Origin of the sequence: Providencia sp. 2023EL-00965, assembly GCF_033550225.1 — a bacterium.
In the GTDB taxonomy this organism is placed as follows: Bacteria; Pseudomonadota; Gammaproteobacteria; order Enterobacterales; family Enterobacteriaceae; genus Providencia; species Providencia manganoxydans.
Map to the genome: position 1 here is coordinate 180,810 of NZ_JAWUEH010000009.1, position 19,573 is coordinate 200,382.

General features: G+C 41.5%; 28 protein-coding genes and 1 tRNA gene. 5 read left to right on the top strand and 24 right to left on the bottom strand.

All coding sequences use genetic code 11. The features are described 5' to 3' along the window. Positions 1–93: 93 nt before the first annotated feature. Positions 94–1,350, top strand: a complete 1,257-nt coding sequence (sstT, locus tag SC428_RS13075) for a serine/threonine transporter SstT (RefSeq protein ID WP_070928906.1) — start codon at positions 94–96, stop codon at positions 1,348–1,350. 117 nt (positions 1,351–1,467) lie between these two features. On the opposite strand, the gene SC428_RS13080 is transcribed toward sstT, so the two are convergent. After that, entirely contained in the window at positions 1,468–3,489 is a 2,022-nt protein-coding gene (locus SC428_RS13080) for an NADPH-dependent 2,4-dienoyl-CoA reductase (RefSeq protein ID WP_070928905.1), read from the bottom strand. Between the two features lie 340 nt (positions 3,490–3,829). Here SC428_RS13080 and SC428_RS13085 point away from each other — a divergent pair, with 340 nt between their 5' ends. Next, positions 3,830–4,426 (top strand): GNAT family N-acetyltransferase, encoded by a 597-nt coding sequence (locus tag SC428_RS13085; RefSeq protein WP_070928904.1) that lies wholly within the window; start codon positions 3,830–3,832, stop codon positions 4,424–4,426. A gap of 45 nt (positions 4,427–4,471) precedes the next feature. On the opposite strand, the gene SC428_RS13090 is transcribed toward SC428_RS13085, so the two are convergent. Beyond that, complete coding sequence (locus SC428_RS13090) at positions 4,472–5,542, bottom strand: dihydrodipicolinate reductase (protein WP_140186520.1); 1,071 nt, start codon at positions 5,540–5,542, stop codon at positions 4,472–4,474. A 360-nt stretch (positions 5,543–5,902) separates the two neighbouring features. On the opposite strand from SC428_RS13090, the gene SC428_RS13095 reads away from it, so the two are divergent. Next, positions 5,903–5,979 (top strand) — tRNA-Ile (locus tag SC428_RS13095). A 98-nt stretch (positions 5,980–6,077) separates the two neighbouring features. Here SC428_RS13095 and SC428_RS13100 read toward each other — a convergent pair. Beyond that, on the bottom strand, positions 6,078–6,338 hold the full coding sequence (locus SC428_RS13100; RefSeq protein ID WP_318707927.1) for a hypothetical protein: 261 nt from the start codon (positions 6,336–6,338) through the stop codon (positions 6,078–6,080). Between the two features lie 114 nt (positions 6,339–6,452). On the opposite strand from SC428_RS13100, the gene SC428_RS13105 reads away from it, so the two are divergent. Continuing rightward, positions 6,453–6,827 (top strand): hypothetical protein, encoded by a 375-nt coding sequence (locus SC428_RS13105; protein ID WP_318707928.1) that lies wholly within the window; start codon positions 6,453–6,455, stop codon positions 6,825–6,827. On the opposite strand, the gene SC428_RS13110 is transcribed toward SC428_RS13105, so the two are convergent. The 18 genes from SC428_RS13110 to SC428_RS13195 form a co-directional block, all read right to left on the bottom strand. After that, positions 6,814–7,095: a hypothetical protein gene (locus SC428_RS13110; protein WP_318707929.1), complete on the bottom strand. Its 282-nt coding sequence runs from the start codon at positions 7,093–7,095 to the stop codon at positions 6,814–6,816. The two genes, SC428_RS13105 and SC428_RS13110, sit on opposite strands and share 14 nt — an antisense overlap. Before the next feature lie 39 nt (positions 7,096–7,134). Then, positions 7,135–8,796, bottom strand: a complete 1,662-nt coding sequence (locus tag SC428_RS13115) for a terminase large subunit (RefSeq protein ID WP_318707930.1) — start codon at positions 8,794–8,796, stop codon at positions 7,135–7,137. Then, on the bottom strand, positions 8,793–9,146 hold the full coding sequence (locus tag SC428_RS13120; protein WP_318707931.1) for a phage terminase small subunit P27 family: 354 nt from the start codon (positions 9,144–9,146) through the stop codon (positions 8,793–8,795). Before SC428_RS13120 ends, SC428_RS13115 begins: the two co-directional genes overlap by 4 nt. Before the next feature lie 127 nt (positions 9,147–9,273). After that, entirely contained in the window at positions 9,274–9,426 is a 153-nt protein-coding gene (locus tag SC428_RS13125; protein ID WP_318707932.1) for a hypothetical protein, read from the bottom strand. After that, positions 9,419–9,865 carry an HNH endonuclease signature motif containing protein gene (locus SC428_RS13130; RefSeq protein WP_318707933.1) on the bottom strand — a complete coding sequence of 149 codons (447 nt, stop codon included), beginning with the start codon at positions 9,863–9,865 and terminating at the stop codon, positions 9,419–9,421. Before SC428_RS13130 ends, SC428_RS13125 begins: the two co-directional genes overlap by 8 nt. Beyond that, positions 9,866–10,162: a head-tail connector protein gene (locus tag SC428_RS13135; protein ID WP_318707934.1), complete on the bottom strand. Its 297-nt coding sequence runs from the start codon at positions 10,160–10,162 to the stop codon at positions 9,866–9,868. Next, the gene (locus SC428_RS13140; RefSeq protein ID WP_318707935.1) at positions 10,155–10,493 is read right to left on the bottom strand and encodes a phage head closure protein; all 339 of its coding nucleotides are present in this window, start codon (positions 10,491–10,493) and stop codon (positions 10,155–10,157) included. Before SC428_RS13140 ends, SC428_RS13135 begins: the two co-directional genes overlap by 8 nt. Next, the gene (locus tag SC428_RS13145) at positions 10,490–11,710 is read right to left on the bottom strand and encodes a phage portal protein (RefSeq protein ID WP_318707936.1); all 1,221 of its coding nucleotides are present in this window, start codon (positions 11,708–11,710) and stop codon (positions 10,490–10,492) included. The genes SC428_RS13140 and SC428_RS13145 overlap by 4 nt, the downstream gene beginning before the upstream one ends. Next, the gene (locus SC428_RS13150; RefSeq protein WP_318707938.1) at positions 11,710–12,264 is read right to left on the bottom strand and encodes an HK97 family phage prohead protease; all 555 of its coding nucleotides are present in this window, start codon (positions 12,262–12,264) and stop codon (positions 11,710–11,712) included. The genes SC428_RS13145 and SC428_RS13150 overlap by 1 nt, the downstream gene beginning before the upstream one ends. A gap of 39 nt (positions 12,265–12,303) precedes the next feature. After that, positions 12,304–13,458: a phage major capsid protein gene (locus tag SC428_RS13155; protein WP_318707940.1), complete on the bottom strand. Its 1,155-nt coding sequence runs from the start codon at positions 13,456–13,458 to the stop codon at positions 12,304–12,306. Between the two features lie 231 nt (positions 13,459–13,689). Continuing rightward, a complete protein-coding gene (locus tag SC428_RS13160) occupies positions 13,690–13,944 on the bottom strand; it encodes a hypothetical protein (RefSeq protein WP_318707942.1) in 255 nt (84 codons plus the stop codon). A 9-nt stretch (positions 13,945–13,953) separates the two neighbouring features. Continuing rightward, positions 13,954–14,163: a hypothetical protein gene (locus tag SC428_RS13165; protein WP_318707944.1), complete on the bottom strand. Its 210-nt coding sequence runs from the start codon at positions 14,161–14,163 to the stop codon at positions 13,954–13,956. Between the two features lie 219 nt (positions 14,164–14,382). Then, entirely contained in the window at positions 14,383–15,768 is a 1,386-nt protein-coding gene (locus tag SC428_RS13170; protein WP_318707946.1) for a helicase RepA family protein, read from the bottom strand. Next, positions 15,765–16,124 carry a hypothetical protein gene (locus tag SC428_RS13175; protein WP_318707948.1) on the bottom strand — a complete coding sequence of 120 codons (360 nt, stop codon included), beginning with the start codon at positions 16,122–16,124 and terminating at the stop codon, positions 15,765–15,767. Before SC428_RS13175 ends, SC428_RS13170 begins: the two co-directional genes overlap by 4 nt. A 3-nt stretch (positions 16,125–16,127) precedes the next feature. Beyond that, positions 16,128–16,421 (bottom strand): hypothetical protein, encoded by a 294-nt coding sequence (locus SC428_RS13180; protein WP_166686625.1) that lies wholly within the window; start codon positions 16,419–16,421, stop codon positions 16,128–16,130. A gap of 2 nt (positions 16,422–16,423) precedes the next feature. Next, a complete protein-coding gene (locus SC428_RS13185) occupies positions 16,424–16,642 on the bottom strand; it encodes a hypothetical protein (RefSeq protein ID WP_166686624.1) in 219 nt (72 codons plus the stop codon). 2 nt (positions 16,643–16,644) lie between these two features. After that, complete coding sequence (locus SC428_RS13190; protein ID WP_166686623.1) at positions 16,645–16,815, bottom strand: DUF4222 domain-containing protein; 171 nt, start codon at positions 16,813–16,815, stop codon at positions 16,645–16,647. Beyond that, positions 16,808–16,984 carry a host cell division inhibitor Icd-like protein gene (locus SC428_RS13195; RefSeq protein WP_318707956.1) on the bottom strand — a complete coding sequence of 59 codons (177 nt, stop codon included), beginning with the start codon at positions 16,982–16,984 and terminating at the stop codon, positions 16,808–16,810. The genes SC428_RS13190 and SC428_RS13195 overlap by 8 nt, the downstream gene beginning before the upstream one ends. A 193-nt stretch (positions 16,985–17,177) precedes the next feature. Between SC428_RS13195 and SC428_RS13200 the strand changes: the two genes are divergently transcribed. Next, entirely contained in the window at positions 17,178–17,360 is a 183-nt protein-coding gene (locus tag SC428_RS13200; protein ID WP_318707958.1) for a YlcI/YnfO family protein, read from the top strand. A 427-nt stretch (positions 17,361–17,787) separates the two neighbouring features. Here the strand turns inward: SC428_RS13200 and SC428_RS13205 are convergent, their stop codons facing one another. The 3 genes from SC428_RS13205 to SC428_RS13215 all read right to left on the bottom strand — a co-directional run bounded on the left by SC428_RS13205 (position 17,788) and on the right by SC428_RS13215 (position 19,419). Further along, a complete protein-coding gene (locus SC428_RS13205) occupies positions 17,788–18,594 on the bottom strand; it encodes an antA/AntB antirepressor family protein (protein WP_318707960.1) in 807 nt (268 codons plus the stop codon). Between the two features lie 29 nt (positions 18,595–18,623). Further along, positions 18,624–18,827, bottom strand: a complete 204-nt coding sequence (locus SC428_RS13210) for a helix-turn-helix domain-containing protein (protein WP_318707962.1) — start codon at positions 18,825–18,827, stop codon at positions 18,624–18,626. A 154-nt stretch (positions 18,828–18,981) separates the two neighbouring features. Further along, a complete protein-coding gene (locus SC428_RS13215) occupies positions 18,982–19,419 on the bottom strand; it encodes a hypothetical protein (protein WP_318707964.1) in 438 nt (145 codons plus the stop codon). Between the last annotated feature and the right edge of the window lie 154 nt (positions 19,420–19,573).

The following is a 19,573-nucleotide window of genomic DNA, read 5'->3' on the forward strand; positions in this document are numbered from 1 at the left end:
AACTAATCGCCTTTTCAGAAGACAATTATTCCTTATACTGACAAGGCAAGCACATTTTATTCCTAATAATGATAAATAATATATGGGTCTTCTATGGAAACGAACAGAATGGGGTTATGGCAGGCCGTAACAAGAGGCAGTTTAGTTAAACAAATACTTGTTGGTTTAATTGCGGGTATTTTACTGGCATGGTTATGGCCAACAGGAGCAAAAAACGTTGCATTGTTGGGGGATTTATTTGTTAGTGCGTTAAAAGCGGTTGCACCAGTCTTAGTTTGGGTACTGGTTATGGCATCGATTGCTAATCACCGTAAAGGGCAAAAAACCAGTATTCGTCCAATCTTAGTATTGTATATATTAGGTACCTTCTTTGCCGCATTGGTTGCGGTAATGGGATCCTTTTTATTTCCATCAAACCTTGTTTTAGCCGTTGGTGATACTCAACTTACGCCTCCAAGTAATATTGCTGAAGTGCTTAAGGGTTTATTAATCAATATTTTTGCTAATCCAGTCGATGCACTGATCAAAGGTAACTATATTGGTATTCTTGCTTGGGCAATCGGTCTAGGGATTGCTTTACGCCACGCAAGTGATACCACTAAGAGTATGATCCAAGACTTCTCAGAAAGCGTCACTCAGCTAGTAAGAGTGGTGATCCGTTTAGCACCTCTTGGTATTTTCGGACTGGTTGCGTCGACCATTGCGACTACAGGGTTTGCTACTCTAAAAGGCTACTTCCATGTATTGGCTGTATTGATTGGTTGTATGTTGGTCGTAGCGCTGATTGTTAACCCAATCATTGTTTACTGGAAAATTAAACGTAACCCTTATCCGCTGGTTTTTGCTTGTCTACGTGAGAGCGGTGTTACCGCCTTCTTTACCCGCAGTTCGGCAGCCAATATTCCAGTAAATATGGGAATGTGTCGCCGTATGAACCTTCATGAAGACACTTATTCAGTTTCGATTCCATTAGGTGCAACCATTAACATGGGTGGGGCTGCGGTTACGATTACAGTGCTGACATTAGCAGCCGTACATACATTAGGTATCCCTGTTGATATTCCAACGGCATTATTGCTGAGCGTAGTCGCCGCGGTGTGTGCTTGTGGGGCATCTGGTGTTGCTGGAGGCTCATTATTGTTGATCCCACTGGCTTGTAATATGTTTGGTATTTCCAATGAAATTGCTATGCAAGTGGTCGCGGTAGGAGTGATGATTGGTGTGTTACAGGATTCCGCAGAAACTGCACTTAATTCATCAACTGACGTATTATTTACCGCCGCGGTTTGTTTGTCTGAAGATGAAAAGTTAATTGATCCAGAAGCTCAATTTTCACAGAAAGATCCGTGAATGATGAAATAAACCCACTTTTATTTCTAAATAATTTAGGGTGCAGCGAGATGTTAGCTGCACCCTATCTTAATATAGGGTGTTGTGCTCGGTATAAGCGGCGAACACCTTATAACCTTATAATTGATAGGCGACTTGCATGCCTTGCTCTATTGCCCTTCTTGCGTCTAACTCTGCGGCAACATCAGCACCACCAATCACATAAGCGTTGATCCCACGTTGTGATAGCTGCTCTTTCAAAGGGCGATAAGGTTCTTGCCCTGCACAAAGAATAACATTATCAACAGGTAAGCAGCGTACTTGATCTTGATGTCGAATATGCAGCCCATCGTCATCAACGCTCATATATTCAACGCTATTTAGCATTTGTACACCTCGTTTCATTAATGATAAGCGATGTACCCAACCTGTTGTTTTCCCCAAACCAGCTCCAACTTTACTGTTTTTACGTTGCAGCAAATAAAGTTGTCGAGGAGATTGTATTGGGGGGGATGAATGTTTGAACAATCCACCTGCGGAATGAATATTGGTATCGATATTCCATTCTTGATTGAATAATGGTGGATTCAAACTACTGCTTTGGCCTTTTTGGCTTAAATATTCCGCGATATCAAAACCAATACCACCAGCACCAATAATCGCAACAGAGTGGCCAACAACGCGTTTACCGAGCAAAACATCAATATAAGATAATACTTTTCGATGATTTACCCCTTCCAAATGAATGGCCCGTGGCACAACGCCCGTTGCAATAATGACTTCATCAAAATCTATTAAGTCATTAATATCAGCTTGGTGATCAAGGCGAACATCAATATTCAGTAGTTCGAGCTGGCGGCAAAAGTAGCGGATCGTTTCATAGAATTCTTCTTTTCCAGGGATCTGCTTCGCCATATTAAATTGGCCACCGATCTGATCTGATTTTTCAAACAAGGTCACTTTATGTCCGCGTTTAGCTGCATAAATCGCACATGATAACCCCGCAGGGCCGGCACCAACGATAGCAACAGATTTCAATTGCGTGGCTTTTTCATTTGGATAGTCAAGTTCTCTAACGGCTTGTGGGTTTACAAGGCAAGAGGCGAGTTTGCCGTTAAAAATTTGATCAAGGCAGGCTTGGTTGCAACCGATACAGGTATTGATTTCATCGGCACGATTTTCCTGTGCTTTACGTACAAATGCCTCATCAGCAAGGAATGGGCGTGCCATGGAAACCATATCGGCTTGCCCAGTGGCAAGGATCCGTTCAGCAACAAAAGGGTCATTGATCCTATTCGTTGTGATCAGTGGGATATTGACGTGCCCCATTAATTTTTCAGTTACCCAGCTAAATGCACTGCGTGGTACTTGTGTAGCGATGGTTGGGATCCTAGCTTCGTGCCACCCGATACCTGTATTAATCATGGTTGCACCTGCTTGCTCGATAGCTTTGGCTAGATAGAGAACTTCTTGCCAATTAGAGCCATCTTCGACGAGATCAAGCATCGAAAGTCGATAAATAATAATAAAATTCGCCCCTACGTGCTGGCGGATTTGGCGAACAATTTCCAATGGAAAACGAATTCTGTTTTCGTAGCTACCACCCCATTGATCAGTTCTATGATTAGTTCGTTTAGCAATAAATTGGTTAATTAAATAACCTTCTGAACCCATAATTTCAACGCCATCATACCCCGCTTGTTGTGCAAGTTTTGCCGTGTTGATGAAATCATCAATAGTTTGAGTTATCTCTTGTTCAGTCAACGCTTTGGGTGCAAAAGGGGTAATTTCAGCTTGAATGGCACTGGGAGCAACGATATGTGGGTGAAAACCATAGCGACCCGCATGTAAAATTTGTAAGGCGATTTTACCGTCGGCTTGATGAACTGCCTGAGTGATCGCTTGATGAAAAGGTAGCTGCTCAGGGCAATTAAGTACGGCACCATGGGCTGTTAATGCACCTTCTTTATTTGGTGCAATTCCACCAGTAATGATCAAACTAACGCCATTTTCTGCGCGTAATCGATAGAAATTAGCTAAGCGTTGACTACCTTCAGGGTGCTCTTCAAGGCCGGTATGCATTGAACCCATTAAAATACGGTTCTTTAATACAGTGTGCCCCAAATCGAGAGGGGAAAAAAGATGTGGGAAATTGCTCATATTTTGCTCCCTTAAGGGGTCTTATTCTACTCTAAATAATTCGAGGCGCAGCTAGGCGACAAGTGAACGAGCCGCTAGGAAATGTGACTCGTGCGAGTGAACGTAGTCACCATACCTTAACGCAAAGCGCTGCAACTTGAAGAATGACGAGTATGACAGGTCAGAGGAGTTAACTGTAGCTCAATAAAATGGTTAATAGAAAAATATGTTAAAAAAATGTGATATTTATCATGTGTTTTATTTGTATATAGTTAGCGTCAATGATAATTACGTATTATTTTATACTTCTGTCACAATTCACCTGTAGAAATAGTCAGAGCGTTCAATATAGAGGTAAACCATGAAAAATATATGTCAGGTGATTGAACTTGAAGGGAAATTTGTACGACTTGAGCTATTATCTCATCAATATGACCAGCAATTTTCCCATATTATACAACGCGATGGTCTACACAATTTATGGTATACCTCGGTGCCTGAGCCTGAAAATGTCAGTAAAGATGTTGATAGGCGGCTGGGGCTTTATCAAAAACAAGAAATGCTGCCATTTGTTGTGATAGATAAAACAACAGGCAACCCTGTAGGTATGACGGCTTATAATAAAGTCGATCATGAGACTCGTAGGGTTGAAATTGGGGCGACATGGTATAGCCGAGAAGTTCAACGTACAGCCATTAACACCGAGGCAAAATTTTTATTATTGCAATATGCCTTTGAATCTCTAGCTTGTGTTGCTGTGGAGTTTAGAACTCATTTTTTGAATCAGCAAAGCCGTAAAGCGATTGAGCGTTTGGGGGCAAAACTCGATGGTATTTTAAGAAGCCATGTTTATACACGGACAGGAGAACTACGCGATACCTGTGTTTATAGCATTATCTTGTCCGAATGGCCGTCGATCAAACGCCATTTAGAGTGGCAAATGGTTAAACCACGGTAGTGATTATGGAGCACATCTTCTAATGCGCTCCATGTACTTATGCTGTTATAAGTATTCGTGCATTGGTTTAGTCATAAAGACATTATTTGGCATTTTCTCTGTTGTAATGAAACCCGCAGGGCTTTTGATCAGTGCAGGTATGCGATTAACCAGATTAGCACAGGTCAATTCGACCGTTGCTGGGTTATTCACTTCAATGGCTGTATTTGGTTCACCAATAAATTGCCAACTATTTTTATCACACTCATTTGCCGTTAATATTTTTCCAATGCATTCTGTTTCTAAGGTTATGCCTTCAGCAGTTTCGGTGATCACAAGCGCAGATAAACCTAAGACATCACCTTTTTTAACCGTCATTTTTAAGGTATCTGAATAGATATCTTCGGTAGCAATTTGAGGAACACAACGCTGAGTTTGATTGGTTATAGTCAGCCCTAAACGGCTAGCTAACCAACCGTTTTGTGTCCACATATAAGGTGGAGCATATTCGCCACTTTCTATTTTTTGTGAGATCTCCGCATAAGGAAGATCATTATAGTTACCAATTTGCTGATTAAACTCAGTCACAGTTAATCCAGCACCGTGGCCTTTTGCGAGTGCTATCCCATAATCTTCAACATTATAGCAGCTAGAGCCTTTGATCTTGGTTAGCTTATGCATAGAGCCGGCTAAGGTATCAATCAGTACACCCCAGTACATATCTGGATAACCGCTACCTGCTAGGGTGCAATTAGTCGTTTTTGCCAGTTGATCGAGTTCTTTAGTTATTTCAGGTGATGAATTCCATGGATAAAGGGCTTCTTCGCCAGTCGAAATCGCATTGATGCCTAGGCGAGCAAAGAGGGAAAATGCGTCATTTAAGTCAGCCATGGTACTCAGCGTTGCGATAACGCCGACGTCAGGTTTTAAACGAGATAATGTTGCTTCGGCTTCATTCAAGGGCTGAACTTTAACTCCTGTTAACTCAGTACCCGATATTTCACCAATATCTTTGCCAATAAGCGCCTCATTGATATCAAAAGCCGCTACGACTTCAGCGCCATGTTCTTGTAGGTAACGGATCAAGAACTTGCCCATTTTTCCACAACCGTATTGAACAGCACGTACTTTTTTCATCGTTAAGATCCTGTTGTTAATCATCTACCTACATACTCACCTAATGTAGATAAATATTATTGTTTTATATCAATTAATTATGCTGTTTCGATGTTTAAACTATAAAACAGATTCTGTTGGGGCTTTATCAGGAATATTTCATTTTTTATAAATTATTTACTGTAAATATATGTTGGAAAAGTCTCTTATAAACGCAAATACAGCAAGAAAAAAGCATCATTATTTCATTATGAATAATAGTTTTTGATGATGCTATCTTGCTGAACGATAAGGCTGTGTAAGTGATTGGATAGAAAATCGCCATACAGTTTGGAAAGACTAGACCTGAGATAAAACAGCACGTATAATCGCTCCCACTTTGGCCCCTTAGCTCAGTTGGTTAGAGCAGTCGACTCATAATCGATTGGTCGCTGGTTCAAGTCCAGCAGGGGCCACCAAATTTATCAAGGAGTTACGTTAATAGCGTGACTCCTTAGTTTTTTCTAGGATACCTATAGGATACCAGCGAGCGGTAATCACAGGTATTTAAGGGTATTTAATATTTTTGTTTTTCCTCATTTATCTTATCCATAACACTGGTTTCTCTCCCCCAGCGAATATCCATAAGCAACTCATATAATATTTCTTCCATGCTTTCGCTTAGCTCTCCATGTTTTTCTCTCACATCTTTGTATAGTGATGAAAATTCTTCATGCAGAGCGATCATATCGTTTGATATTTTTCTTTTACTTTTTTGTTGTAGTATTTCGTTTAATTTATATGCAATGGTTTCAAGGCTGTTTAGTATTTTCTTCATCTAGATCCTCTGTATTTATTTGTTAGGGAATTTCATCATAGTTTAGTTACTTTCGTTGTATAGGGGAATTCCTTATTGTAGGATAGATATCACCTACAATAAGGAATTGTACAAATGAGAATGACTAAACGTAAAAAAGAAATAATGAATTTGTTTGAGGCTGATAACCTCGAATGGGTGACTAGTCAAATAGGCGCACCACCTTTTGACGTTGCTGGAGTTGCTTACATACTCAATGGCATGGATTCTTTTAACAAGAAAAGTATTGTTGAATCAGCGCGTAGAACGCTAGATAGCATGGTTTCTGACGGGTTATTAGAAAAAGTATCAAGCTATGAACGACGTCAAAATCGGACTCAAGGTTCTGGTGATTCCCCTGGTGTTCGTTGCGTTGTTAGTCGATATGGTTTACCAGGGCAATGTAACCTTGTTAAGTATGAAGATAATGGGGAAGATTTTATTGAGGGTGAATGTGTTAGGGTAAGCTAATATCTTGCATAACTAACTGGTACCCATGCCAGTAAGAGGATCTTCCTGTAATCGTAACTGTTTGCCCCTTTCGGCATAACATCAAACTCAATGCCCGTTCATCAAAACCTATAACCCTCATGGGGTAATTACTACGTTTATCACTCTGTACTTCAACCATCATTGACACCATCACCTTATCAGTAGTTGTAGCGACTCGCTGAGGGCATTTCGTTACTACTCCGGTAATGGTGGCTATTGGGCTCAATTTCACTTTTTTCTTTTTCATTATTTTTAATCCAAATTAGGTGCACCTAAAACAAATGAGTTACACACCATCAAAAGAGGCTAAGCGTTCTTTTTGTTCACCTGTTAAATTGAAAGCAAAGTCTTCATGCTCTATCTGCCATGTACCAAAGCTCATTAAGAAAGCGATTGCAGGGTCAATCTTGTTAGCGGATTTCTTTTTATTCGGCTTAATATTGGCGTTCGCGTCTGTTTCCATCACCACGTTAGCCATTGCCCACGCAAGCACTGGATCGCCATTGTGACGGATGATTTTACGGTTAACGAATACCTCGGCGGATTTCGCTACAGGGCTAAATTTCATGTAGGTTTGAGGGAATGGCTCAACGTCTAGCCCTGCTCCTTGTAGCTGGGTTCTTAAGTGGGTGGCGTTCCATGTATCAAAGCCTGTGAGTTTGATATCAAAAACTTGGCTATCTCTGAGCACATCGTCACGAATGCGATCATAATCAATGCAATCTCCTGGTGTAGTTCGTAGCCAACCTGATTTAACCCATTGACGATAAATAGCCCTGTTCTTATTGGCAGGGTTCTGTAGCTGGGCTTCGGGGATATAATGACGAGTCAATAACAACAATTCATTATCAATGGGGAAGGTGTAGCAAACGCTAGTAATATCACCCGTAGAAGATAAATCCATGCCTGCGTAACACTCTAAGCCTTTAAGATCAGTTTCGGCATAGTCCATTTTACAGGCTAACCATGCCCCCTCGCCCATCCACGGGGTTTCACCTTGACACCAGATATTAAAACGTTTGGTTAACATTTCCGTCCATTGTGAAGGGATCCCTCGCGCTTTTTGTATCGTATCATGCAGTGCGTCACCATCAACCGACACATTTAGATTAGGATTTGCTTTGATCCACAGGCGTTCATCATCAATTTCGCTTTCATCATCCAGCTCATAAATCAAGGCAAATAAAGATTCGTTTTGTTCTTCACCGTCAAGAATTTGACAGCAATAATCATAGTGCTGCTTACAGGCTGAAACAACGTTACTACCAGAGGTTGTGATAGCAAATAAAATCCCCTCGGGACGTGCTCCCATCCCTAACTCAAGGGCAGAATAGACCGCATTATCTGGGTGCAAGTGATACTCATCAACAATAGATAGGCTGGGGTTTGTTCCCTCAATGGTTGCCGCCTTAGCTGCAAGGGGCTTTAATATGCTATTTCGTTTAGGGTTAACGACTTTATGTTGCTGTATGGCTACCCGTTTTTTAAGTGGTTTAGATAACACACACATTTGACGGGCATCATCAAACACAATACGCGCTTGATCTCGGCTCACGGCTGCGGTGTAAATATCTTGCTGCCCGTTTTCCATCACTAAAAACCAGTTGGCCAGAATAGCGGCTACGGTAGATTTGGCATTTTTGCGGGGAACTTGAATATAGGCACTGCGGTACTTTCTGCGCCCCGTTGCAACCACCTTGAAACCTAGGAGATTAGCAAAGGCAAATTGCTGCCACGGCTCAAGCTCTATCGGCTTACCTCGCAAGTGCCCTTTGACGTGCGGACAAACACGAGAGAACCCGATAAAACGCTCTACAATCTCATTATCAAAGGTGTAAAGCGGGTTATTTAAGTCATTATAGTAACGCTCAACGGCTTGTTTTAGCCGCTGACAGGCAGGGATTTTGCCTGTTTTAATGTCACTCGCGTACTGCTCCCATGCGTTCATAGGCGATCTAACTCGTCCTCTTCGTCTGTTTCAATCGGATTTTTACGACGAGAAACCGGATCAAACCCAAGTAGTGAGGACATTTTTATCATGATTTTTTCAGCATCAGCCTTGGCACTGAGTGAGGGATTACGACTCTCACTACCTTGGCTATTGGTAATACTAAACCCGCGATTGTCTAAGTCCTCAACGGCTTTGCGGTACATTGAATAATTGACGCAATACAATTCTAAATTGTTCCAATCAGCTAAAGTAAGATCGTCACGTTCAGCCAATATTTTGGCTTTTGCTTTCCACTCTTTAGCGGCTATTTCATTAAGATAAACGGGGGGTTTGGGTGCTCTTGCCATAACTTGTTATTTTTCCTAGTAAATTATTTTCAAAAAAATTACCGTGCGTAAAAATTCGAGGAGGCGTTCGGTTCCTGAGATGAGGGCGTTTGTCATTTTTGATACCCCACCCCCTCTGAGTGCCTTTCTAACGGTTTCTAAAGCAATCCATTAGCTCTTTATCACGTTGTGTTACACGCCTTGCTACAGGCTTTGTAGGCGTTTTTTGTTGCCGATTACGGTACGGTTCACTGTGCTTTAGTAGTCCTTTAACTAGCTGATTTATTTCATCTTCACGCATTTTGGTTATACTCGTGTCGCCAATCATGATGTTGTGCTGCTTTTGCTTCCAACTCTCGATAAACACCGTTTTTACGCTTTTGCTTGGTTATTGGGTCCTGTTGCTGTGTTTTTCGGTTATGGCAAGACTGGCAGAGGGGTTGATGGTTGTATTCAGGCCAGAACAGTACATCACTGTCACCCTCAATCGGGATAATGTGATCAACAATAACGGCAGGGGTATATGCACCTTGTTCCAGACAATGCACACATAACGGGTTGGCCTTAAGGTACTGTAAACGATATCTTCCCCATCGATTGCTATAGCCTCGTTCCGTTCGCGTTCCGCGCTGGCTATCCTGTTGTCGTCTGGCTTCTCGCTTATGCTCATCACATCGACCAGACTTCACACGCTGCTTACAGCCCTGATAGCTGCAACGCTTAAGGGGTTGCCATGCCATCTAGTACACCCCTACATCTCGATAGGTTGACCATAGAGAATCAATAGTGAGGGGCACTTCTTTCAATCCATCAGAGCCGACCATCTCCCGATTCTCATACAGCAAACTGATATACATCAAACAGCCCACCTTAATTGCTGAGGTGAAGGGCAATCCATTATCAAACCGTTTACCAATATGTTGTTGGCAAACTTCCAGTGCGGCATCGGCATATACAATTAAGATGGCATCGTCGTAATCATCATCAATACGGCAATGCAACTTCATTTCTTCTAGCGTGATTTCGGGCTTACTCATTAAATACCCCTCCCTTGCAAAGCAGTTCTAATAAGGTGTGTTTTGTATCAGGGATAACCGCCACAATGCCGAATTTATCGCCAACCGTATTTAACTTGTGATAAACGACACGATGAGAGGTGGTAATATCCGCACGGTAACGTAACCAGATACGCACTGTTGCTTCACTCATCGCCATGCCTGATGCCATCAACTCACGCCCACTGATCGCCTTTACTTCTGCTGAAACCGTGGCGACATTTACCCACGTAGTGATATAAGAGCCTGACGGCATTTCAGTAAGCTCTGCCCTTTGGATCGTGATGTGATGCCTTAATCTTCCGGTTTTCACTCTTTCACCTCATCAGACTCTTTTTTAACTTCGACCGTTTGCTTCCAAGCCTGACTAAACTCATCCCCACCCTCACGCGGTGGCAATCCCTCGCGCTCACGGGCTTCATTCGGACACATCACACCGGATTTAATCGCGGTCTCATAACTTCTAAAACGCTCTGTAGGGTTAGCACGGAGTAAATCAGCCGTATCAAATTCCACTTGATAACGCACATTCGGAACGGGTGAGGTGAGTAACAAGGCAGATTTAATTTGTTGCTCAAAGTTAGCTAACCACGGGCGCATAGTGATAGTGAGCAAAGCGCGGCTAGCCTCACTAAAATTGCTGTAGGTACTGTTTGAATATTCTTGTAAAAAGATGGGGCTGATATTGAACATGCGGGCGATATCTTCAATAGTGAAACGCCTTGAAGCTAACCATTCCGCATCTTGGTTACTCATGCCTAGCTGCTCATATTCCATTCCACCCTCAAGAATCGGGGTTTTTCCTGCATTTCGCGCCCCTTTATAACGCTCAAGGGCTTCTAATGCCTTAGCTCCCTTGATGCTATCAAGCCACTCACCCGATTTAATGATCCCCGATGCCATCATGCCATCTTTCATGATGCTAGCCCCGTGACGTTGTTGGGCTAACCCTAAACCCAATGTTTCACGGCAAATGGTGACAGGGGAGCGACCTAAAAAGCCGTCGTCCGTGGCATAACGTAAATGTAAAATTTCTTCTTGTAAGTAGGTTTTCACCTTGCCGCTATAGGGTTCGGTAATGGTGTAGCTGTATCGATGCTCACCTAATCGATTGATAACTACCGCACTCGGTGGGTAAGGGTGTATAGCTTTTGGCTGTCCGTCTTTACCCCAAGTGATCACTGCATAAGCATTCCCATTTAATAAACAATGACGCATTAAGGTACGCTTAAATTGAAAAGCGGTCTGGCAATCGTTCGGATTTTCATTGAGCAGATAATCAACAGGGTGATCACTTAACCACTCCCTTGATTCGCGCCCTTTATCATTGTGGACTCGATACAAAAAACACGGCATTGAGGCAATCGCTTCACTAATTACAGTGACGGCATTCATCACGGCCGGCAATCCCTCAGCTGTTGACGAGCTAACATGTTCACCAGAATTAGTATTTGATATTCCTGCCAGTGAGAGAAACTCATCAATACTTAGGCTACGGGCTTCGGTGGGTTTACGTTTGAATGGCCACATTATTCCACCTCAGATAATGATAACCATTTTTCCCTCAAATCAGGGGATTGGGGCTTAGTGGTCGTTAATGAACGTTTAGCAATCTCTACCCCACTATCAGGGTAAGCAGGTAAACTGGTGATCGTAATTTCGCGGAGTTCGGCTTCCAATACTGTACGGACATACGGTTCTTGACTAATATCCCACTGATCTTTAATCGCGCGAAAACCAAAGCTCATACCGTCAATATCACCCCGTTCAACCAATGTGAGTACATCGCGCCCTAATTGCGTATCGGGTGGAGTTAACTCAAAACGTAACCCTGTCGCATCTTCGGTGAGTTGTAATGTGCCAGAGGTAGTACGACCTAATAAGTTGGTATAATCATGTTCATAAAGTGCGCGAACATCAGCACCACTGGATAAACTGTTGCTAAAGGCGTTTTGTGCAAACTGTTCAACAAATTCATCCCAGAGCACATGAGAGCGGCTATTCCACTTAATCACATAGCCCACCAGCTTTTGATTATTGGCTGAAAGGGTCGCGGTACGAATTTCTAAATCGGTATTTTTCATAGGTATTCCTGACAAGAAAGGGGCTTAACGCCCCCTCGGTTATTCACCGGCTGCTTTAACTTCCAACACCTTAATCGCGTTAGAATCCACCAGCCCACCCCCTAAATATTTATCGGTGTGAACTTTGATAAAGCCCGGCTCAGTGATATTGTCAGGACGAGTGCGCGTACCTGTTTCATGATCCACAATGAAATAACCCCGTTTAAAGTCACCCAATGCAATCACATCATCAGCCATGTTTTCGAGGTAATGAACTGACAAGCCTAACAAGGTATCAGGATCGCCAGACTGTAAACGGTCACGCCAGATATAATCCCCATTGCCATTTTTCAGCTTCTGCACTTTAGCGGCAGTATTGGAATTCATCACCCAAACCGCATTTTTGCGATATTTCGCACGTAATTTAAATTTCAGGTCAATCAAGCTATCGGCTTCAATGGCGGCAACGTCGAGTTTTTCCAATGTGCCAAATGCGCGATCTTTATCGGCTTTAGCTTCACGAGGGTAAGCCAAGAACCCTTTTGCTTTTTTCGTACCGTCACCTGTGACAAGATCCGTTTCTTCGGTATCAACAAACGTGTCGCCAATTTCAGTGCTTAACCAGCCCAGAATATCTACATCACTAAAATCAATAATTTCTTGGGTGGTTTTTGGATAGGCATAGATAGGGAATAATTTGATACTGACTTCTTCTAGTTTTGGTGTGCCAGTTTCGGTACGGGCTTGACCCTCTTCACCGTGATTGACCTTAGCACCACCAACAGAAACCAATTGTTTATATTCATTGCTGTGGGTCGTTTTGATGGTACAAATTTTACGCATTACCGAATCATCGGTTAATTGCTGCATAATCTGTTTATTCAACTCAGGAATAACGGTATAGCCACCATCAGCCGGAACCCCTGTCGATAAAGTACGGGTTTCCCCTGTCAGGATATAATGACGTAATTCATCATTACTGACGGTTTTATCACCTAATACGTGTTTACCGGCTTGGCTGCGTTCTTCGTCTGCAATCGCTTCATAACGGGCAATTTCAGTATTGAGGGATTCCGACTGACTACGCAATTCATCAAAGTTTTTCGCTTCATCTTCGGTGAGTGAACGTTTTTCGGTTTCTGCTTTGGTGAGCAGTGAGCGCATTTGCTCGGTGAGGGTTGCCTTTTGTTGGCGTAATTCGATAAGTTTTTTCATGAAGTGGTTTCCGTAAACAATAAATGTTAAGACGTGAAACCAGCTCGAGAAAGGGGATGACCGTTTAACTGGAGATGCCTGTCTGAGGAGCAAGGATTAAACGGTCAAGTGGCGGCTCACGTCTGAGTGCCACTTCTTAATATATATCTGAAAAATTTAAAGAAAACACCCCAAGTATGATGCAGTAAGCATCCGAAAACATGAGTAATATTAATTTACATAACTTTACTTTTAACGATATCGTTTATCATGTTTTGGCATTTTTTCGCGTATTTCTTGCAAGTAAGCAATGAATATATCCAGTTGCTCTTGGCTTTTAGCAAAAGGACGACCTGTAAAATCATCCACTAAAAACCCGTGCCCCTCCACAAACAAAAAGTGATCGGCTTTTACATGATATTTATACTCCTCAAGGGACATAGTTTCTAAACTATCAATTTGACGATCATCTAAATATTCATTACGTAACGTTGTCATATTGTCCATATTTATTTCCTATTGATTATTTTCTAATGATTCGGCGATTGCCCGTAAATACATACCCGCCTGATCTAAAGCGGCAGCCTGTATAAACCCTGAGACTAATTCAGGGTGTTTTTCTGCATACCCATCACCAAAAACGCTGTCTATTGCTTCCTTAGCATCAATCAGCCATTCATGGGCGGTTTTAGTTGCTTGTGTTGCTAATGTTTCTGCTTTAACCATTGTTAACTCCGTTACTGTTTTGCCGCACCTTGCCGCGCGAATGCCGCATTTAAATTTTGCCGCACTTATGCCGCACCTCTTTTTTGATAAATCTTGTAACTCATTGCTACATCAGTATTTTTTTGAATTGCCGCACTTAGCTTGTGTATATGCGCGGGAAGTGCGGCAAAGTGAGCGAAAAATAATCAATTGCCGCACCATGCCGCGCGAATGCCGCACTTAGTCTGAATTTACAGGGTAGACATTATCCCCCTCTATTCTAATCAATCCCTCCGTTTTCAGCTTATCTAGCCAGCGAGAAAAGCTCTTATTTACAGCACCAGCCCCAGCCCCTAGCACCGCCTTTAAGTCGTCTTTCAATATGGCAATCGTGCAAGGCTCATTTTGACTGGTACGGCTTCGTATCGACTGCCATAACGCAATATGGTTATCTGAAAGGCGAGTAATGCCCGCTAAAGCCGGATCGCTTTCTTTTACTTCTCTTGGCTTATCCATCACTGTTAATGAGGTGATAAGTTCGTCATCTTCATCATGGAATAACTCAACCGTACGCAAATCATAAGCGTGCCGCTGGGGTTCTTCGGAATCTTTCATTTTGGTACAGCTTAAAATCAAGGCTTTATTCTCATCCTCACGCCTCACGTTAAATTCTGCATCTAAAGCCGCACGGAACGCGCTAGAACCCCTTGCACCTTTAGCTTCATCTTTGCCTGAATGGTGAACCACCAGCACCGTAGCCCCTGATTCTCGCTTGATAGTGTCGCATCCCTCGATAAAAGCCCCCATGTCTCGCGCATCGTTTTCATCAGAGCCACCAAAACAACGGGCTAAGGTATCGAATACAATTAACTCCACATTCTTACCCGTCATTTCTTTGATGTAATTAACGGCTAATAGCACCTCGTTAACCTCTTGATGCCGAACAGGGAAAACAGGACGGTTAACTAAATATAATGAGGTTAGGGGCTTATCCTGGTTATACACTTTTTCCCATGCCTTAATACGCCTTGGTACACCAATACCCCCCTCACCAACGACATAGAGCACCGCCCCATCAGTAACACGTTTGCCCGCCCAAGTTTTACCCGAGGCAATATGACACGCCCAAGACACCGCAAGGAATGATTTATACGAACCACTCGGGCCATAAATGCTACACAGTGATAAAGCAGGTAAATAACCTTTAATCACATAATCCTGACGGGCATCATAACCAATAGAGCCAATACTGAGCGGTAAACTACTTTTCTTTGCCTTTTTGGGTTCAGGTGGAAATAACCGAAATAATCGCTCGGCATCAGTCAGAATAGCTTTAAGTTCTCGTTCGCCTAAATACTCCAAAATAAGAGATGATCGTGATTCTCTCTGTTTGTCATTGTCGGTTTGGATATACCCCTGTTCGCACATCCAATCATAATTAGTGTTATCAACAGCAACCGATTTTAGCCGCTTGGCTAACTGGCAATACGGATCATCTTCTTTCGCGTGTCGCTGAATGGCGGCTAAGGTTTCCGATTCACTAATTGGATCGCCATGTACCCAACGATAAACACAGGAAAACAAGGCATCTGAAATAGCTGGGGCAATATGGGCTTGTTCAGTCATTTTGCCACCTGCTTAGTCATGGTGAATTTACCGATTAAGGGGTGATACCAGTATTTACTGCCGTACTTGCGTTTTGCTGCCTTGATAATAATTAATGCTGCTTGCCTAAATTTAGCCTCATTAACAATTAATTGATTACCTTGACGTACCACCAGCACACCACAATTTTTTGCCAATAGTTCCGCCTTGCTGGTGGATAGCCCCATTTCAGCCGCAAGAGTAGTTAATGGCGCCATACCCTCGGGAATAGTCTGTTTACGTTGCATAGCGGCTATGGCTTGTTCCAGTTCAGTCAAACGCGCTTCATATTGGTTAACTTTTTCAGTTAATTGGTTGAATTGTAATTTACTGATCATGGCTCACCCCTCACGACGGCTAATTTCAAATTGTGCAGTCAATAGGTTTTGCTGTATGCCACACATGATTCGGGGTAAATACATCAATAAATCACTTAACCCACTAAGATGATCCCTAGCTTGTTGGTCAGTATATTCTTCACTATTTAGGGAGTGAAAAGCTAATTGACCCACTGATTTTAAGGCTAACGCCAAACCTTGGGTGGCTTCCTCTGCATACATGACAATTTCTTTTAGTTCGTCTGTCTCCAGCTTATCTAGATCATTACGCACAATAACATTGTAAATATCAGCCATGATTAAGCTCCCTTGCTACTAGCGTTAATATCTATCAAATTAATATCAGTAATTAATTTTCCGCAGTGTTCAGACGCAAGAATAGATATTGTCGGTATAAACCGAACTAATTCGGGATCTCCATTGCAAGCAATCTCTTTAATCAAATCGACTAAATCACCGGCTAATGTTGCTGAGGCTAATAGCTCATAAGAGGTTTTAACTGAAACTTTAATACCCATGATCAAGCCCTCCCTGCATAGGTAAATTCTTTACTGAACTGACTGATAGATAAAATCACTGGGCTATCAAAACCATCACGGATAAACGTCACTCTATTAAATTGAACCGATAATACTTTGACGGTTTCACCATTTTTATGAGTGTAGAATTCATTAGCTTGAGGGTTACGCATGGCTTGCCCCCTGACGAATACGCGCAGAGAATAGGCAAGGGGAATCAGGTAGCATAGAACGTGCTTCTTGTTCGCTGGTGGCTTCAACCAAGAAGTATTTAAATTGCTGGCATGAGAAAAAACGCCATAGGAATTTAGGGTGAGTTTGGGTAGACTTATACATAGCCATAGTGTTACCTCGTTTAACATTGTGGTTAAACGCCTCGATAGTGTTCCTAGCACTTCGGGGCGTTGCTATTTCTGCACCAGAATAAACCAAGGTGCACAAACACCTTATATCTAAGTGTATGAACACGTCAAGTATTTTAAATTGAAAAAATTCCTGTATAGTGTTCCTACACCAATTTAAGGAAACCCTATATATGGCTACTGGATATAAAAATAATAAATCAACAACCAAAGGAATTAGATTTCCACATGAATTACTTGAAGAAATTGACTCAAGTGTAGAGCGTGAAAATTCCAACTTTTCAGCATGGGTTATTGATGCTTGTGAAAAAAAACTTAAATCAGAAAAACGCAAAACTAAGCAATCAGGCGAATAATTAACAATCAATCCTCGCTGAACTAGGATATTGAATAAATTTGCGTTATTATCGCTATTGTCATTGGCACAATGATTTATAAAGTTGTTGTTTGAAGAGGTAGCATTCGCAGTGCTACCTTTTTTATTGCCTGTAACCAACTGATAAGTATTCACTACCGAATTTACGGTAGTGGTTAATATTTGGCTACTTAACGCATTACGGATCAGACTTAACGTATTATTAAAACCGTAGCTTAAAGCTACAGTATTAGTATGGGCGTCCACTTTAACCGACTCCCCACTCACTTGTAGGGAATCGTTCACTTGGTAGACAATAGGCAATAATTCACCAAATAACTTATTGTTGGCTAAATGTTGACCTCCCCCGTTTTGGGGAGCGCAAATATTGAGCAATCCTATTTTGCCGAAATTAATTTTTTTAATATTCATTGGCTTACCTTTACACGTTGCGCTAACCACTTCTGAGATAGATTGATTAACTTGTCTTTACGCGCGTAATAACTCATGCCTAATTCAATTAGCGTTGTATTAGTTTGCTCAAGGTATGAAAGGTGTTCTAATTGAGTCTCGCTCATGGAATCACGAGCATTACCAATAATGCCGTTCTGTTTTGCCCATGCTTTGGCTGTTAGTCCACCAAATACAATACGATTCAACATATTTGATTCAATTGTATAATGCCGTGGTAGTGTGTTTTTGCCTTGTTCCATGCGAGCCAGATCTAACGCTATACACATAGGCTTAAAGTAACTTGCGACTTTTAGTCGTGATTTAAGTTGCTGGCGTAATTGCTTGGTAATAGTTGGTGCTACGTTGTGTAGTTCTTCCTCACACTTGATAAAGTATTGACGAATTAACCGACCTTGCTCTGTACGCTCAACCATTCCTAGCTCTTTAGCCATATTGAAAGTGATTAGGTACTCGTGTTTAATTTGTTGTCTAGATTTTGCGCTACTCAATTTTGAGTCGCTCAAAGTTTCTACAATTAAATAATCTACCCCTTGAGTAAAACCATATTCATTGATACGACGTTTAATCCAGTCAGTTAATCGAGTATCTACACCTAATACTTCATGTAATGAATTAGCACTCACACAATTGATTAACTGGCCGTTAAAATCACGTTTAATAATAGGTAATGAGTCTGCAAATGTTGTTGCTGTAATATCTTCTAACTGGATTTTTGAGTGAGCAAAACCACCAGCAATTAAGCTGTTATTTTTCTTTTTCATGATTTAGTACCTAAGTATTGATAGGTTTATTATTGCGTGTGAGTTGTACGAGTGGACGCAATATAAGCATCAATATCTGATTTATAATAAAAAACCTTTTTATTACCAATTTTATAGTATGGGATTTTTACATGCCCAGTGCTTGCCCAATTGGCAAGTGTCTGAGGGCTTATACAAAGCTCTTTAGCTGCTTCTTTGCGAGAAAGTTTTTTATCAGTATTAATTTGTTCCATAGTTATTACCGTATATTGTTAGTTATCGTCGGGTATTACTATGAAACATAGATATTAGCAGGAATAGACTAAAAGCTTGCTTTTACAGTGGAGTTACTAGCATCTTCCATAGAGTAGCCCGTTTTTACTATGGCAAAAACGGGCTTTTAGCTTATTAATCGAAAACGAGCTCACCGCTAGTATATTTTGGCGGTTTCGGTGGTAATAACTCATTTTCTTTAATCCATGTTAATAAAGATTTTTCTGATACTTTATAGTGTTCTCTTATTTTTTTTATCATAGTTGTTTGTGACATAGATTGATGTTTAATCCATGTTTTTTCCATAACGTTGATTATCTCTTGTTTATTTTTATGTTCATTTTTTTTTCCTGCATTGCGCCTATCTTCGCTTATTATTAGTTTTTTATATAATTTTTTATCGTATCCAGATAGCATCTTTTCAGTATTCATTCTGTGATACAATTGGTAAATTTCGTTAGCAATATAATCACAATTGGCTTTTTTTAACATCATCACAGCTTGCAATAAAACCAAATTATCTTTACCTCCGGAATGCTCCAAAATAGCTTTTGCTTCAAGGTTATTTTTCATTCTATTATCTAGCTCAACTAGTTCATCTGTAGTGGTTTAATAAATTTGGCCACCTGAACAGAGGTGATATGCTTACCTCAGAACAACACAGGTGCCTTAATGAAAAAACGAAATTTCAGTGCAGAATTCAGACGTGAATCAGCTCAGCTGGTTG